This is a genomic window from Rhizobacter sp., from assembly GCA_021153565.1.
GTDB lineage: Bacteria > Pseudomonadota > Gammaproteobacteria > Burkholderiales > Burkholderiaceae_C > Albitalea.
In genome coordinates this window covers 1-16,236 of the sequence record JAJKJU010000080.1, presented here as the reverse complement: position 1 = coordinate 16,236, position 16,236 = coordinate 1, and the positions used below count along the sequence as shown (strand labels likewise).

11 protein-coding genes are annotated in these 16,236 nt (G+C 63.1%); 4 read left to right on the top strand and 7 right to left on the bottom strand.

The window, feature by feature from the left end:
- Positions 1 to 41 precede the first annotated feature (41 nt).
- On the top strand, positions 42 to 263 hold the full coding sequence (locus AC30NL_RS05020) for a hypothetical protein (protein ID WP_489462914.1): 222 nt from the start codon (positions 42 to 44) through the stop codon (positions 261 to 263).
- 69 nt (positions 264 to 332) lie between these two features.
- Positions 333 to 1,502, top strand: coding sequence for an alpha/beta hydrolase (locus tag AC30NL_RS05015; RefSeq protein WP_489462913.1), 1,170 nt, complete (start codon positions 333 to 335; stop codon positions 1,500 to 1,502).
- 181 nt (positions 1,503 to 1,683) lie between these two features.
- Here the strand turns inward: AC30NL_RS05015 and AC30NL_RS05010 are convergent, their stop codons facing one another.
- From AC30NL_RS05010 to AC30NL_RS04980, 7 genes are all read right to left on the bottom strand, one after another.
- Positions 1,684 to 2,784, bottom strand: a complete 1,101-nt coding sequence (locus AC30NL_RS05010; protein WP_489462912.1) for a PQQ-dependent sugar dehydrogenase — start codon at positions 2,782 to 2,784, stop codon at positions 1,684 to 1,686.
- A 141-nt stretch (positions 2,785 to 2,925) separates the two neighbouring features.
- Positions 2,926 to 9,654, bottom strand: coding sequence for a response regulator (locus AC30NL_RS05005; RefSeq protein WP_489462911.1), 6,729 nt, complete (start codon positions 9,652 to 9,654; stop codon positions 2,926 to 2,928).
- Positions 9,651 to 10,487 (bottom strand): ABC transporter ATP-binding protein, encoded by an 837-nt coding sequence (locus AC30NL_RS05000; RefSeq protein ID WP_489462910.1) that lies wholly within the window; start codon positions 10,485 to 10,487, stop codon positions 9,651 to 9,653. The genes AC30NL_RS05005 and AC30NL_RS05000 overlap by 4 nt, the downstream gene beginning before the upstream one ends.
- Before the next feature lie 110 nt (positions 10,488 to 10,597).
- On the bottom strand, positions 10,598 to 11,314 hold the full coding sequence (locus tag AC30NL_RS04995; protein WP_489462909.1) for an ATP-binding cassette domain-containing protein: 717 nt from the start codon (positions 11,312 to 11,314) through the stop codon (positions 10,598 to 10,600).
- Between the two features lies 1 nt (position 11,315).
- Positions 11,316 to 12,371: a branched-chain amino acid ABC transporter permease gene (locus tag AC30NL_RS04990; protein WP_489462908.1), complete on the bottom strand. Its 1,056-nt coding sequence runs from the start codon at positions 12,369 to 12,371 to the stop codon at positions 11,316 to 11,318.
- Positions 12,368 to 13,234, bottom strand: coding sequence for an ABC transporter permease subunit (locus tag AC30NL_RS04985; protein WP_489462907.1), 867 nt, complete (start codon positions 13,232 to 13,234; stop codon positions 12,368 to 12,370). The genes AC30NL_RS04990 and AC30NL_RS04985 overlap by 4 nt, the downstream gene beginning before the upstream one ends.
- 111 nt (positions 13,235 to 13,345) lie before the next feature.
- Positions 13,346 to 14,569, bottom strand: a complete 1,224-nt coding sequence (locus AC30NL_RS04980; protein ID WP_489462906.1) for an urea ABC transporter substrate-binding protein — start codon at positions 14,567 to 14,569, stop codon at positions 13,346 to 13,348.
- A 559-nt stretch (positions 14,570 to 15,128) separates the two neighbouring features.
- Here AC30NL_RS04980 and AC30NL_RS04975 point away from each other — a divergent pair.
- Together AC30NL_RS04975 and AC30NL_RS04970 are read left to right on the top strand one after the other, a co-directional pair.
- Complete coding sequence (locus AC30NL_RS04975) at positions 15,129 to 15,656, top strand: hypothetical protein (RefSeq protein ID WP_489462905.1); 528 nt, start codon at positions 15,129 to 15,131, stop codon at positions 15,654 to 15,656.
- A gap of 209 nt (positions 15,657 to 15,865) precedes the next feature.
- On the top strand, positions 15,866 to 16,236 hold a 371-nt coding region (locus tag AC30NL_RS04970; protein WP_489462904.1), incomplete at its 3' end, for a phage integrase N-terminal SAM-like domain-containing protein.

Sequence of the window (16,236 nt, the reverse complement as noted above, 5' to 3'; positions counted from 1 at the left end):
CAACCCAAGGGTGTAGTCGAACCCTTGCCCAGGAGCACACCATGAACACCTCTTCAACAGTCGCCCGCGAAGCCGCTGAATATGAACTGTGCTTCCACTCACTGAACCAGGCGAATCAGGCCTTTTACTTCCCTTGCGACGAAGGCGGCCATGTGGACATCGACGCGCTGAGCACGCGCGCGCGGCTCAATTATTTTTACGCACGGACAGTGATCGGCCGCGAATTTTCGCTGCCGGCCGTCGAGCCGCGCACACTGCATTGAGCGCCATGCGGCACCGCCGCGGCGTACCATCGTCAGGCGTGTCGTGCACGCAGTCAAAGGTGCCGGGCGATGATCTCCGTTCGAACTGTGATGCCGGGGTTGGTGCTCGCGCTGGCCGCCTGTGCTGCGCCCCAAGCGCCGACCCACTCGGCCGAGCCGGCCACACCACCCGCAGCCGCTGCGCCCGAGACGCCTCGCATGCGCAGCCTGGGCAGCGACATGCCTTGCCCGCCGGAGTTCTCCGGCACCTGCTACCCCGTATGGTTCGGCACCAACCGAAAGCCGCTCGACGCCTCCGACCCGGGCAAGGGGTTCGGCAGCGACTTCGACGACCACACGCATTTCGGCAAGCGCATCGTCCGAATCCCGTCCACGCACCGACCCGGCGAGCTCGGCTCGCCGCTGTGGCGGCGCTTGTTGTTGGGTGTCGACGATCGCATCAAGGTGGACCCGGCAACAGTGCTGGCGCCCGATGCATTCACGAAGGACGTGCGCAATTTCCTTGCGGGACTTGACCCGAACGATCGAAACGTGCTCGTCTACATCCACGGCTTCAACACAAGCTTCGACGAGGCGACCGCCCGCGCGGCGCAACTGGGCTTCGACCTGAAGGTGCCCGGCATCACGGCGCTTTTTAGCTGGCCCTCGCGCGGCACCGTCAGCGCCTATGTCAGTGACCTGTCGTCCATCGAAGCGAGCGAGGAGCACATCGCCGCATTCCTGGTGAGGGTGACTGCGCTCGCCGACAAGGGGCGCGTGCACATCATTGCCCATAGCATGGGCAACCGCGGGTTGTTGCGCGCCATGTACCGTGCCACGACCCAGGCGGCGCTGCATTCGGGCACCCGCTTCGGCCAGATCTTCCTGTCAGCGCCCGACGTCGACGCGAATCTTTTCCGGCAGTTGGCCAGCGTCTATCCGATGGTGGCCGAGCGCACCACCTTGTATGTGGCCGACCAGGACAAGGCGATCGCAGCGCTCGAGTGGCTGACCGAGGAAGGCCGTGCCGGTGGCGCACCGCCGGTGCTGGTGCTGCCGGGCATCGACACGGTGCGTGTGCACGGGACCAGTCTGTTCAGGCTGGGGCACAGCTACTTCGCGGAGGAGCCCGCCGTGCTGCGCGACATCCGTGCGCAACTGCAGTGGCGAGAGCCGCCGGAGCAGCGCCGGGCGCGTTACGGCTGGCCGGTGCGCGACGACGCGCCCGGGGCGAAAGGGGCGTGGGTCATCGGAAGATGACCAGCTCGAAGTACCGCCTTCGATCATCGACGAAGCACATGCCCATGGCGCATGGGTGCACAGCGTTTGACGTAGCACTTGCGAGATGAGCATGACCGTTCCATTGCAGGGAAAACCCCATGGATATCACGCACACAGCGAGCCTGGCAAATGCATGGCTAATGCTAATGCATAAGCATTGCTAATGCGCTTCGTACCGGACGCGATATATGGCACCCGCGTGATCGTCCGAGATGAGCAGTGAGCCGTCGGGAAGTACCAGTACGTCGGCCGGCCGGCCCCACGCAGTGTCACCTTGTAGCCAACCAGTGATGAAGGGCTCGTACGCGACAGCACGCTGGCCCTGCAGCCGAACGATCGTGACGCGATAGCCGATCTTCTTCGCGCGATTCCACGACCCGTGTTCAGCGATGAAAATTTGCCCGCGATACGTTTGCGGAAACTGCGTGCCGGTATAGAAGCGCATGCCAAGCGCTGCCACGTGAGGACCGAGCGCTTGGGCTGGGCCGGTGAATTCGCTGCACGCGTGCTTCTCGCCATACTCGGGATCGGGCAGCGACCCGCCGTGGCAGTATGGGTAGCCAAAGTGCATGCCGGGGCGGGGTGCATGATTCAACTCGTCCGGGGGTGAATCGTCGCCCAGCATGTCTCGGCCGTTATCGGTGAACCAAAGCTCGTGCGTGCCAGGCTGCCAATCGAAACCCACCGAGTTGCGTACCCCGCGTGCGAAGGTCTCCAGTTGCGAGCCGTCGGGCTTCATTCGCAGGATGCTCGCATAGCGGTTGGGGTCCGGCTCGCAGATGTTGCAAGGTGCTCCCACCGGGACGTACAGCCAGCCATCCGGTCCGAAGGCGATGAACTTCCAGCCATGATGCGCATCGGTCGGCAAGTCGTCATTGACGATGACGGCGGGCGGAGGCTTCGCCAAGCGCTGGCCGATGTCGTCAAAGCGCAGGATGCGGCTGACCGCGGAAACGAAGAGGCTGCCGTCTCGGTAGGCGACACCCACTGGCAAATGCAGCCCATGCGCGATAACGCGTACGGGGCCTGCGCGGTAGCTGCCGTCCAACTCCAGGGCATAGACCTTGCCCTCGCTGGCGGAGCCGACGTACAAGACCCGGCCGTCACCAAGCGCCATCTGCCTCGCATTTGGAACGCGCGCGAGCAGCTCGATCGAGAAGCCCGGTGGCAGCTTCAGCTTGTCAAGCGGCAAGTCGGCGCAACGTGAGGTGCCCAGGAACGCTGCAAGCACCACGCACAGCAATATTCTGATCAACGGCATTCGACCCCCTTGAAGGAACAAGAAGCAGGCATCCAGTTTCGGAATTCGAACAGTTCGACGCCAAGCGCCCGCTCCCTGCAGTGCATCGGTGGCCGAATCGGGGCACGACTGCGTGCCCTGCAAGGGCTCGGCTGGCTCGGATCAAGCCTTGGCCACCTCCGGCACCGATTGCAGCCCGGTGATGACGAGTTCGAGCTGCGCCGTGACGACCCGCAAGTGGGCATCGACCTCGTGCGCGGCCGCGGGCTCCGAGCAGGCACGCTCGAGTGCGCCCGCCGCTGAGGACAAAGCCATCGCACCCAGCGATGCGGCCTCGCTCCGCAGGTCGTGCGCGAGGCGCAAAGCGGCCCCGCTGTCGGCGGCATTGCGTGCAGCGGCGAAGTGTTTGCCGAAGTCCACTTCACGCTCGACGAACATGCGCAACAAGCGCTGGTAAAGCTGCTCGTTGCCGCCCAGTCGTGCGAGCGCGGCGCGCTTGTCCAGATCCGCTGGCGACGCAGCCCTGCCCGGCGCCTTGCGGATCCAGCGAGCCAGGGTCGCAAACAACTCGTCGACTTTTATCGGCTTGGCGATGTGGTCGTTCATGCCTGCCGCCAGCACCTTCTCGCGGTCACCAACCATCGCGTTCGCCGTCATCGCGATCACCAGCAGATCGCGCCACTGCGGTTGCTGGCGCAATGCGTGCGTTGCGGCATAGCCATCCATCACCGGCATCTGGCAATCCATCAGCACGAGGTCGAAGGGCTCGCGCTCGAGCCAGTCCAGCGCCTCCTGGCCGTTTTCGGCCATGCGCAGCACGACACCAGCGTTGCTCAGCATGTCTGCGGCGAGTTCCTGGTTGATCGGGTTGTCCTCGACCAGCAAGATGCGAGCCCCCGCCACGCTCGCGACGTTCTTGTGGAACGTTTCGTCGCGCCGTACGGTGCGCAACGCTTGTTGCCCTGGCAGGTGCAGCGCCGTGAGGCAGGCGTCGAGCAGTGTCGAAGGCGTCACCGGCTTGGTCAGCGTCGCACTCGCGATGAGCTGCGCTGCGGCCAGGCGACGCATCACTTCGTCACGGCTGAACGCTGTCAGCATCAGCACGATCGGCAGAGGATGGCGCAGACTTGCGCGGGTCAGTTCCAGCATGCAGTCGATGCCATCCAACTCCGGCATCTTCCAGTCGAGCAGCAGCAGCTCGAACGGCGTGTCCTGCGCGTCGGCCTGCTGAATCGCCTTCAGTGCGGCATTGCCGTCGGCCACAGCGGTCGCGCGCAAGCCGAAGCCGCCTGCCATCTGCGTGATCAATTCGCGCGCGATCTCGTTGTCGTCGGCGATCAGCGTGCGCACGTCGCGCAGTGGGTCGGCCCTGGCGAGTTTGTTCGGCACGACCGTCGGTTCGCGCATCCCGAAACGAGCCGTGAAGTGGAAGCAGCTACCGCGTCCGGGCGAACTCTCCAGCCCGATCTGGCCACCCATCATGCCCGCCAGGCGGCTGCAGATTGCAAGGCCCAGCCCCGTGCCGCCATAGCGCCGGCTGGTCGAGGTGTCGGCTTGCGAGAAGGGCTGGAACAGCCGCTGCTGCTGTTCTGGCGTGATGCCGATGCCTGAGTCGCGCACCTCGAAGCGCAGCAGCACGCTCGTGGCATCGCGCTCGATCTCCTCGACCTTGACGATGATCTCGCCATGCTCGGTGAACTTGACCGCGTTGTTGCCCAGGTTCAGCAGCACCTGGCCGAGCCGCATCGGATCGCCCACGAGGGCCGCGGGCAGATCCGGCTCGACCGCGATGATGAGTTCAAGGCCCTTCTCATCGCCCGTCATCCCGATCTGCGTGGCCAGGTCGTCGAGCACGTCGCCGAGCTCGAAATCCACACGTTCCATGTCCAAGTGTCCGGCCTCGATCTTGGAGAAGTCCAGGATGTCGTTGATGATGCCCAGCAGCGATTCGGCCGCACGGTGCACCTTCTGCACGTAGTTGAACTGTTGCGCATTGAGACCGCTTTGCAGTGCCAGGTGCGACATGCCCAGGATCGCGTTCATCGGCGTGCGGATCTCGTGGCTCATGTTGGCCAGGAACTCGCTCTTGGCCTGGTTGGCCGCTTCTGCGGCATGCCGCGCTTCCCGCTCGCCTTCTGCACGCTTGCGCTCGGTCAGATCGAGGACGTAGGCCACGCCGTGCTCCTGCGATCCTTCAAGGAACGCACCGCCGACCAGCACGGGGACTCGCTGGCCATCGCTGCCGATGTACTCCTTCTCGAAGGGTGCGCATCGGCCGAATTGATGCAGTTCGGTCAAGGCCTTTTGATCGGCCGCACTGTACTCGGGTGGCGTCATGGCTGCCCAGTCCACGGCTCCAGAAAGCAGGTCCTGCCGGTTATAGCCCAGCATGCCCAGGAAGGCATCGTTCGCTTCCGTGACCCTTCCCGAAAGGTTCCAGAAGAAGACGCCAATGATGTCGGCCTCCACCAGGCGCTGGACGCGGGCATGGGTCTCCCGCAGGTCCGAATAGAGCCGCGAATTTTCCAGCGAGACGGCCGCTTGGCCGGCCAACACTTCCAGCACCTGGACACGATCCGGAGTGAAGGCATGGGTGGCCAGATTGTTTTCCAGGTAGAGCAAGCCGACCAGGACGGACTGGCGAACAATGGGCAGGCACAGTACGGATTTGGGCTGCTGTTGCGAAAAATACGGCTCTGCTGAAAACGGGTGCGGCTCGGCGGCATCCATCAGCAGCACCGGCTCCCGGCTGCGCCGGACGTACTGGAGAATGGCCAAGGGCAGGGGATTGAGCGGGTTTACAGCCCCGGCATGCCGCTGCACCTGAACGGCCTGCTGCTCGACATGGGCATCAGCAGCCAGCACCAGATCGTCGTCGTGGGCCAGCAGCAGCCAGGCGATCTGGGCGCCCGCGTTTTCGAGCACGATGTGCATGAGCGTGTCGATCAGTTCGTCGAGCTCGATGCAACCGGCAATGGCTTGCGTGGCTTTGGCCACCGACAACATGTCCAGTCCGGTCGCGCTGTCGGCAGGCGCGTTGAGCATCCGTCGGGAATGGGCACGCAGTTGCGGATGCTTTTGCTCGAGCTGCCGGACCTTGCCTGTCGCTTCCCACTGGGTGTAACAGCTGTGCGCCCGTTCCAGATGGGCATTGCCGGAAGTCGGAAGGCCGCGTGCCAGAAAGAATCGGGCAGCGAGTTCGTGGGCAATGGCCTCGTTGTGAGTGAAGCCATTGGCTCGCGCCGAGCGGATGGCCTGCTCATACAAATGCTCGGCGTCGACCTCACGGCCTTCGAGACGGGCCATCTCCGCGCTGACCAGAGCGATGCGGTTCTCGAAATTCTCAGGACAGTTTTCTGCCCAGAGCGCAATCTGATGGTGGTGGGATGTCAGGGCTTTCAGATGTTCTGGCCGCTCACCAGGCGCCGCCCTATCGCACAGCGCCGCCCGAGTCAGTGCGCCATAGAAATGGTATTCAGCCACGTCGAAGAATGACGGCAAAACCCAAAGCAGGCGCTGCGCCCTCGATGCCGCCACGAGGGCGTCTTCGTATTCACCTGCGTGCAAGCGTGCCTGCAGCTTGCAGATCCAGTAAAAGGCCGTTGCGAACGCCAAGCGTCGGTCAGCTTCCAGGTACTGCTCAAACCGTTCCTCGTCGAACTGCGCATCATTGAAGGAAGAGAAATCGGGCGTCAAACCTCGCAAAGTCCGGACGAGCCTGATCTGTGCAGTGATGATGTCGACGATCTGGCCAAACTTGGCCTTCCGTGTGAATTCGAGCCCTTTGTCGGCTTCCCTCTGAACCTCGCCAAGGGGAATTCCGGCGGCGAGAAGGTTCGTGACCAATGTGTTGCAGCTATAACATGCATACGACAGATCGCCGCTCTCATTCGCTGTTTCGAAGGCCTTTCGAAACAAGGCACTCCCGGCGCGCAGAGGGTGCATCCAATTGTTGACATAAAGCGCAAAACACAAGTACACGCGGGCCCTGAAACGATTCAGTCCACGCTTTTCCACCAGATCGAAGCCGAGCTGGCCGAAGCGAAACCCGGCTTGGTAATTTCCAAATCTCGGCCCGAGAACCATGGCGAGCCACACGTAGGCGAGGCTCGAACCATCCGTATTACCTCGCTCGAGGCTGATGTTGGACATTCGGCCAATCATCAGGGCAAGCAGGTTCTGGTCCGTGAACAAGGCGGCACCCTGTCCCGTCGTGAGTACATCCAGGGTTGCACGCCAGACCGGGTCGCTCATCAGTGGCAAGTCGATGAGCTCCTCGATCGAACGGTTTCCAAGCCGTTGGCGCAGCTGCTCGAATTCCTGCTTCACATCGTCCTCGGTCGGGTGCGGCGACCAGTGAATGCCGACACGATGCATGTATTCGAGACAAACTTCTATGCCACGATCGGCTTTCAAGTTCGTATACAACACGATGCGCAAGCATGCGACGGCCGCTTGCTCCATCGTGTCCGCAGCGCGGGTCGAGAGCGCCGCCAAGCGCATTTCCGAGGTTGACAGATCCACAGTCAAGAATTCGCATTCAGCGCGGTTGATCTCCAGGGAAAAGGCAAGCTCATGCCGCCGCTCCCAGCAGTCCGCCCCCAACAGGGCCGCGCCTGCGCTGAGGTAGCCGAGCGCGGAGGCGTGAGCTGCTGACGCCTTGGCGCGCTGGCCGGCCCGCAGGTTCAGTTCGGCGATCCGCTCCCGCTCTTCCTGCGTATGGACCAGGCTGCTGCCGCGATTGAGCTGGCTGACGACCTCGAAGATTCTTTCCGCAACGGTCTCGGGCAACAGGCTGAATGCCAGGATGCGGCCGATGTGCAGGTGCGTCGCGGCCTGCGCGCTCTCGGGAATCAGCGAATAGGCCGCTTCCTGAACCCGGTCGTGAAGGAACTTGTAGGTGTCCCCTTGCCGGAACACCAGGCCCATCCGCACCGCCTTCCACAACAAGGTGTGGATGGCGTCGGCGGACCTCTCGAGGACGAAGCCGAGCGTTGCGACGTCTGTGGCGTTGCCCAGACAGGCGAACTGCACCAAGGCGTCTTGAACGTCTTGAGGCAGACGGGCGAGCTTGCCGACCATCAAGTCGGCCACGTTGTCGGTGTAGCCCTTGGCGTGGATGCGCGGCAGGGCCCACCTCCAGGCGGCCCGGTCCGAATCGAAGCGCAGCAGCGACTCATCGGCCAAGGAGGTCAGGAACTGCCGGGTGAAGAAGGGATTGCCGCCGGTCTTTTCCAGCACCAGCTGCGCCAGAGGCCGGGCCTCGCCAGGCGGGCAATGCAGCGACTCGGCAACGAGATGTGCGACCTCGTCGAGGGCCAGAGGACCGAGCGCGATGTTCTGAACAGCACCGCCCGCCTGGCGGATCGCCTCCAGGCCGCGCATCAGCGGGTGGCTGTCATCGACCTCGTTGTCTCGGTAGGCCCCGACCAGCAGGAGGTAATGCACGTCCGGGTGGATGGCGAGATCGGTGAGCAGCGTCATCGTCCCCTCGTCCAGCCATTGCAGATCGTCGAGGAACAGCACCAGTGGGTGCTCCGCGCGAGCGAACACGCCGATGAATCGCCGGAAAACCAGTTGGAAGCGGCGTTGCGCGTCCTGCGGCGGCAGGTCTGCGACGGGCGGCTGCGGGCCGATGACGATCTCGAGCTGGGGGATCAGGCTCACCATCAGCTGCCCATCGAGACCCAGCGCCTCGCGAATGGCATCGCGCCAGTGCGCGATGTTGGCGTCACGCTCGCCAAGGATCTGGCGAACCAGGCCGTCGAAGGCCAGGACCAGCGTGGCATAGGGAATGTCGCGCTTGTACTGGTCGAACTTGCCAGAACTGAAGTAGCCGCGCTTTGACAAGATGGGTTGTTGCAGCTCGTTCACCAGTGCGGACTTGCCAACCCCGGAATAGCCGGAGACCGTGACCAGCATCGGCGCCCCCGTCTCGACGACCGTCTCGAACGCGGCCAGCAGGGCTGCAGCCTCCCGCGTGCGGCCGTACAGCTTGCGCGGGATGAGGAATCGGTCGGAAACGTCTCGCTTAGCGAGCACGAACGGTGCAACTTCCTGGTACGCCTCCCATTGGGCGAGACAATGTTCCAAATCGGCCAAGAGACCACTGGCGCTCTGGTAACGGTCTTCCGGTGTCTTGGCCAGCAGTTTCAGCACGATGTCCGACACAGGACGCGGAATCTCCGGCACCACATCCGACACGGCAGGCGGCATCCTCGCGATGTGGCAGTGCACCCATCCTGGCGCGTCGTCTGCCTGAAATGGAAGTTGCCCCGTCAGCAAGCGATGCAGTGTGACTCCCAGCGAATAGAAATCCGTCCTGTAGTCGGCCTGACGGTTCATCCTGCCGGTCTGTTCGGGCGAGACATACGCCCAGTCGCCCGCGGCGGGTGCAGGTCCGGATGAACGAGTGTCGTGCTCGCGCGAGGCGGCCCGGCTCAGATCGAGCAAACGTACCTGGACATCGTCACGCGCGATCGCGATCAGGAAGTTGACCGGGCAGATGTTGCAATGAACGATGTCGGCGGCATGCAGCGCTGCCAAGGCGCGGGTCATTTGACTGGCGATGCGCAGGACGGTCGGCAAAGCGAGGCGCGGCTCGCGTGCCAGAACGGTCTCCAGGCTCTCGCCGGCGAAATGGTCCAGGACAAGGGCCGGACGCTTCTCTTCATCGAGCAGGGCAATCGGCCGGATGATTTCCCGAGCATGCAACGATTGCAGCAATGCGTATTCGTGCCCGAATCGCGCCTTGTCCTCGATGCCGGTCTTGTCGCGATCGCGGAGTTTCACGAGGACCGTTGTTCCGTCAAGCACATGGCGGGCCACGTAGAGTTGGCCGCCCGCGACCGCGCAATTACGCTCGACCAGTCGATAGCTGCCAATGTTCATGGGGCCTTGGCGTCTGAAGGGCACCAGGCAGGTGCCGGCTGGGGCGCGCCGCTGGCGTGCCGGGCAGCGTCGTTCAAGCCGGTGTACTGGCTCATGACGGCCATGTCGCCCAGATGATGAAGCGGGATCTCGCCACCGAGTTGGCCGCGCTTGATCACCAGCACCCGCTGTGAGACCGCCGCAATGAACTCGAGGTTCTGCTCGACCAGCACGATGGTGAGCCGCATGCGCTGGCGCAGTGAGACCATGGTTTCGGCAATCTCGTCGATGATCGACGGCTGAATGCTTTCGGTCGGCTCGTCAAGCAGCAGCAGCGAGGGCTTGCCCGCGAGCGCGCGGGCGAGCGCGAGCAGCTGTTGCTCGCCGCCAGACAGCGCACCGCCGGGCCGATTCAGCAGCGGCTTCAAACGAGGGAAGTCTTCCAGCAGCAACTCGATCGTCTGCAGCGTGCGCTCGCCGGTCTTGACCAAGCCGATGCGCAGGTTGTCCATCGCGCTCAGCGTGGGGAAGATTTCCCGGCCCTGCGGCACGTAGGCCATGCCGAGCTTGGCGCGCTCGTGCGGCGCGCGGTGCGTGACATCGACACCATTGAATATCACCGTGCCGGCGCTCACGCGCAGCGCGCCGATCAGCGTGCGGAGCAACGTGGTCTTGCCCATGCCGTTGTGCCCAAGAATGCCCACGGACTCCCCTGCAGAGATGGTCAGCGCGATGTCGTACAGCACAGGGATGGCCCCATAACCGGCAGAAAGACCTGAGAGGCTGAGAGTATTTCGATCATGCCCGCTCATCACGCCAAAAGACCCCTGCTCGTCGTTACAAATGCTCGCCATAGCCCGGCTATGGCTGCGCTTTGCGCCTAGATCAGGCGCCTTTTGACGTGCTGCTCGGGCACGCTCGAAAAACTCTCAGCCTCTGAGACTTCCAGCATCGTGCTCCAGCTTCAGTGCGGCTTCTTGCCGAGGTAGATTTGCTGGATCAGCGGGTCGCTCATGATACGGTCCGGTGTGCCTTCCATCAGGATCGTGCCCTGGTGCAGCACGGAGACCTTCTTCGCGATGATGCGGATGAAGTTCATGTCGTGCTCCACCACCACCAGCGCATGTCGGCGGTTGATTTCAAGGATTAACTCCGCGGTGCGAGCGACCTCGGCATCGCTCATGCCGGCGGCCGGCTCGTCGAGCAGGATCAGCGGTGGATCGGCGGCGGTCACCATTCCAATCTCCACCCACTGCCGCATGCCGTGCGCCAACAACCCGGTCGTCGCATCCCGCAGCGACAGCATGCCGACGCGCTCGAGCGTCTCGCGCGTGATGCGGTCGGCCTGCTCGGTGCTGTTCGAGCGGCGCGCCGAGAGCCACACGTTTTCCCAGACGCTCAAACCGTTGAAGAGACTGGGCACCTGGGTCTTGATGCCGATGCCCAGGCGCCCCGGCTCGTGCGGCTGCATGTTCGAGATGTCCCGGCCGCGGAACAGGATTTGCCCCGAGGTCGGCTTCACCTGGCCCGTCAGCAACTTGAAGAAGGTGCTCTTGCCGGCACCGTTCGGGCCGATCACGCAGCGCAGCTCGGCTTCAGCCAGCGAGAAGTTGACGTCGCGCGTGGCGTGCACCCCGCCGAATCGCACGTTGAGGTTGCGGGTCTCGAGGATCGGCGTCATGTCACGGTCTGCGCGGCAGGACCGGTGTCGCGGCAGGGGCTGGCGCGGGCATTCGCTTGTGCGCCAGCTGTCGATACAGCCATTCGCCGAGGCTGCCCAGGCTGGGCACGATTCCGCGTGGAACCACCAGGACGAACACCACCAGGATTGCGCCGAGCATGAGGTTGGAATTGAAAGTCTGCTGCGTGCCGATTGCCGTCGTCAGCCACTCGATCGCGACGCAGCCGATGATCGGGCCTACCAAGGTGCCCAGGCCACCGACGATCACCCAGATGATGATCTGCGCTGACTGCGCCAGCCCGAAGATGGTCGGGTTGGTGAATGCCCCCCAGTTGGCGAAGAGACAACCGGCCAGGCCGGCGATGGCGCCGCCGACCGTGAACGCGAACAGCTTGTAGGCCCGCACGTCGTAGCCCAGCAGCAGGGCGCGTTGCTCGTTCTCTTTCGCAGCGATGATGACGTGGCCGACCTTCGAACCGATCAGCACCCGCAGCGCGCCGTAGACGAGCAGGAGGCAGACGAAAGTGACGTCGAAGAGACCTTTCGGACTCAACACGTCGTCGGCGTTGCCTGGCACGTTGAGCGTCGGGATGCCCGGGATGCCGTTGAATCCGCCCAGCGGCGCGACACCGATCTTCCACTGCGGCCCGGCGGTCGAATTGACGAGGTTGAAAAGGATCAGCGTGACGGTGAGCGTGATCACGCCCATGTACACATCGGACAGCCGTCCATAGAAGATCACATAGCCGAGCAGGGCCGCAAACAGCGCCGGCACGCCGATCGCCAGAAAGAATGGCAGCGTACTTTCCCCCATGTTCAGCACGGCGATTGCATAGGTGTACGCACCCAGCCCGAAAAAGGCGGTCTGCCCAAAGCAGAGGATGCCGCCGAAGCCCCAGATGAAGGCGAGGCTCACGCCGAGGATGGACATCACGGCGTAGATGGTCACCTGGATCAGCGTGTAGTCGTCGAGCATGACCGGCAGGCCGAACAACAGCACGATGCCGATGGCCAGCCACAGCGCCGCGCTGACCCACGAGGTGACGAAGCGGTTCACAGCGACCCCTTGAAAAAGCGACCGGTGATGCCGTGTGGCAGCAGCCGCAACATCACGATCGCAGCGACCAGCAATGCCACTTCACCCAACACCGGCGTGCTTGCGAACGTGGCGAGCAGGTTGATCGCACCCAAGAGGCCGGACGCGCTGACAAGACCCGCGACGATCGCCGGCCCGCCGCTGATCACCGTGATGAAGGCCTTGGCGATGAATGCTCCGCCCATGGCCGGCACCACGCCGGTCAACGGCGCGAGCAGCCCGCCCGCAAGGCCGGTGATCGCCGCACCGGCTGCGAAGGTGACCGAGTAGACCCGGCTCGGACTGATGCCGAGCGCATTGGCCATGTCGGGCTTTTGCATCGTGCCGCGGGCAATCAGCCCCCACTGTGTGCGCAGCAGAACCCAGCGAATCGCCACGGCGAGCACTACCGCCACCGCGATGATCACCAGCGTGTAGCCGCTGACCGAATAGGCCCCGATCGAGAAGCTGCCGAGTGGCGCCGAAACGCCGGCCATGGTGTTGCCAAAGATCGACGTGACGATGCCCACCAGCAACAAGGACAGGCCCCAAGTTGCAAGCATGGTGTCGACCATGCGGCCATACAGGCGGCGGATGACGAGCCGTTCCAGCAGCACGCCAATGGCGCCCACGGCGACCGGCGCAATCAGCAGCATGGCCACCCACAGATTCACACCCAGCCTGGTCGCACCGATCACGCTGTACGCCCCCAACATCATGAACTCGCCGTGCGCCAGGTTGATCACCTTCATCATCCCGAAAATGACAGCCAGGCCTGCAGAGATGATGACCAGGCTGGCGACCGCGTAGAGCACCTGGATGATGACGACGACGGCAAGGTCCATGGGGTCAGAGGCCAGCCTTAGGGCATGGCCCGGAACAAGTTCCCGGGATGCGATGCAAGGCGCTCCGAGCGCCGTGTGGAGAGCCACGGTAAGTTGTTTCGGGCCATGTCCTTAGGCCTTGATGACGTACTGCTGGTTGTCGTTCGGGTTCTTCTTCAGGTTGCAGACCGCGCTCGTGTCGGTCGGCCTTTGCTGCTGGAAGGTCTCGACGATGTTGAGCTGCTTGTTCTTCACCTCGGCGATGCTCACATTGAGCACGCAGTGGTGGGTCTCGGCGTCCAGCAACACCTTGCCGCTGGGCCCGTTGACGCTGATGCCCGACTCGAGCCCGGCAATCACCTTCATGCGGTCCAGCGAACCAGCCTTCTTCACGGCTTCGGCCCATAGCTTGAAGGCCTGGTAAGTGGCCACCGCCAGCTCGGTGATGTTGGGGTAGTCCTTGCCGAAGCGCTTGTAGAAGCGATCCTTGAACGCCTTGTTCTCCGGGGTATCCAGGTTCTGGAAATAGCTGTATGAAATCAGGAAGCCGTCGCATTCTTCGGGCGACAGCACGATGTGCTCGTTGCCAGCAGCGAACGTCGTGGACGCGAGCGGGATCTTCTTCGTCAGGCCCGCGGCGGCCCACTGGCGATAGAACGCGATGTGCGCGCCACCGACCAGTGCCGAGACGATCATGTCGGGCTTGGCAGCCTCGATTTTCGAGATCGTCGGGCCGAAGTTGGTCACGTCCAGCGGAAAGAAGTCGATGGATGCGACCGAGCCGCCGTTTTCCTGCACGAACTTCTTGACCCACTGCGAGGTGATCTGGCCATAGTTGTAGTCGGCAGCGACCACGTAGACCTTCTTGCCCCACTTCTTCATTGCGTAGGGCACCAGCTTGGCGACCGTCTGCGCTGGCGTCACGCCGGTGCAGAAGGTGTTTCGGTCGCAAACACCGCCTTCGTATTGCGTGTTGTAGAAGTAGAGCGTCTTGTTGCGGTCGAGCACCGGGCGGATTGCTTCACGCGAGGCCGAGGTGATGCCACCCATCACGACCGCGGCCTTGTCCTTGAGCGCCGCCTGCTGCGCGAACTGCGCATACAGCTGCATGTTGGACTGCGGGTCATAGGTGGCGAGCTTGAGTCGCTTGCCGAGCAGGCCGCCTGCGGCGTTCTGCTCCTCGATGGCCAGCGTCATGCAGTCGGCCATCGGCTTGCCATAAATGTCGAGCCCGCCCGACAGGTCGTGGATGCTGCTGACGACCGTCTCGTCGGCGGCCAGGGCCGACAGGGGGAACATCGGCACGGCGGTGCCGGCCAACGCGCTGGAGGCCTTGATGAAAGAACGGCGATTCACGGAATCAACTCCGTTTGTTGTGAAACCGGAAGCGGGAAGCGGAGGAAAGCGGTGGGCCGCGCAGGTCGCCTCCCGGTTGCTGACCGGCTTGGTGGCGCGGATTGCAGCATGGCGTGTTCGGACCTGAAGCGCGCCTTGTCAGCCACGCTGGCACTGTCGCGATCGCTTGGTTTCAGGAGGGGCGTTGTTCTCTCATGCACATGACGGGCGAGGTGGAACTCGCCACCCGCAATCACGCAAGTCTGCTCGACAGGTCGATCGTTGCCAAAGGTCATGTGCCTTCTTGCCTCCAGAGCTGTGCTGTCGCCTAAGGGCCTTATTGACATCGTACCGAACACCAACGCGCTTCAGTTCATGACCTCGCTGCCTCATCGGCACACTGCATTCGCTGACGCTGAAGCCACGCACGATGAACTCGTCCTCACCCTCGCGTGAGGGTGGGCCAGGAGGCGATATTGCGCCTGGGCGCAATACGGCGCAAGGACTGGTCCAGTCTTGTCCAACGAACCGTGGGCTAACCGACAGCTCACGGGGCCGCTGTGTACTCATAGCCCCGGCGATGAACTGTCGCTCGCCCGCGCCGAACCCTCGCTTTCCGTTAGGCGTCACACAAAATCATCTGTATCGCATGCACAGCGCAAGAGACCAGCTCAAGGCAAAGCTCGACACCTCCATCACGGACGAGCGGACGATACTTGTTCGCAATACATTTCTTGCTGGCTCGGCGCTTGCGACCGCCATCCTAGTCGCGCTAACTCAAGTTGGCGCGAAGGAGATCGCGCTCAAGATCGCGGTAGTCGCCTGCTCAATTGCTGCTCCTACCTGGCTCTGTCTAGCCGCTTGCCTCGAGGCGTATTTGCACCTTGGCGACGATCTCAAAGTTCAGTTGCTCATCCTTCGCGCCAGCAGCGTCTACGCGCTTCTTCAGCTCGTAGGCGGAATCGCGCTGTATGTAGCGCTCTGCGGTGTGGTGAGCTTTCTGCTCCCATGGGCGCTTTACGTCTTCATTGCCGCAAGTGCACTTGGCGTGGCATACGTAGTCAGCACCTACGTGCGAGTCGCCAGATCTCTTCTTTCCCGTAAATAGTGGCTATGGAGCGGTGACGCCTAACGATTAAACGATTAAGAATAGATCGCGCGAAGCCGCGATCTGATCCGTTGAACTAAACCGCTACCGCGGTGGGCGTTTGCTCGACCAGTCGAGCTGGCAGTACCTTGACCGATGCGGGCATGTGCCCGTATTGATCAAGGAGACGGCGATGGCTACCCTTCTTCGGCAATGCATGTATCGATGCGATGGTGCTCAGCGGCAAGGCGGCGCGCACGCAAGAGGCCTACATTGGCGCGGTGGTGGGCCTGGCGCTGCACTACAAGCGAAGTCCCGAGCAACTCAGCGCCGACGAGGTGCAGCGCTACCTGCTGCACCTGCTGCGCGACCGGCACCTCTCGCTCTCCAGCGTCAACCGTTGGAAAGCGTACTTCGGCGTGACCGAGGTTCTGAGCCCTCTGCGTGAGCAGCTGGACAAATGGATTCGGCGACGGTTACGCATGCTACGCATGGAAGCAAATGGGGATCGAGGGGCTATCGCGAGCTGCGCAAGCGTGGCGTGTCCGTGCGCGAAGCATGGAACGTCAGCAAGAGCGCTCATGGCCCATGGCGAATCTCG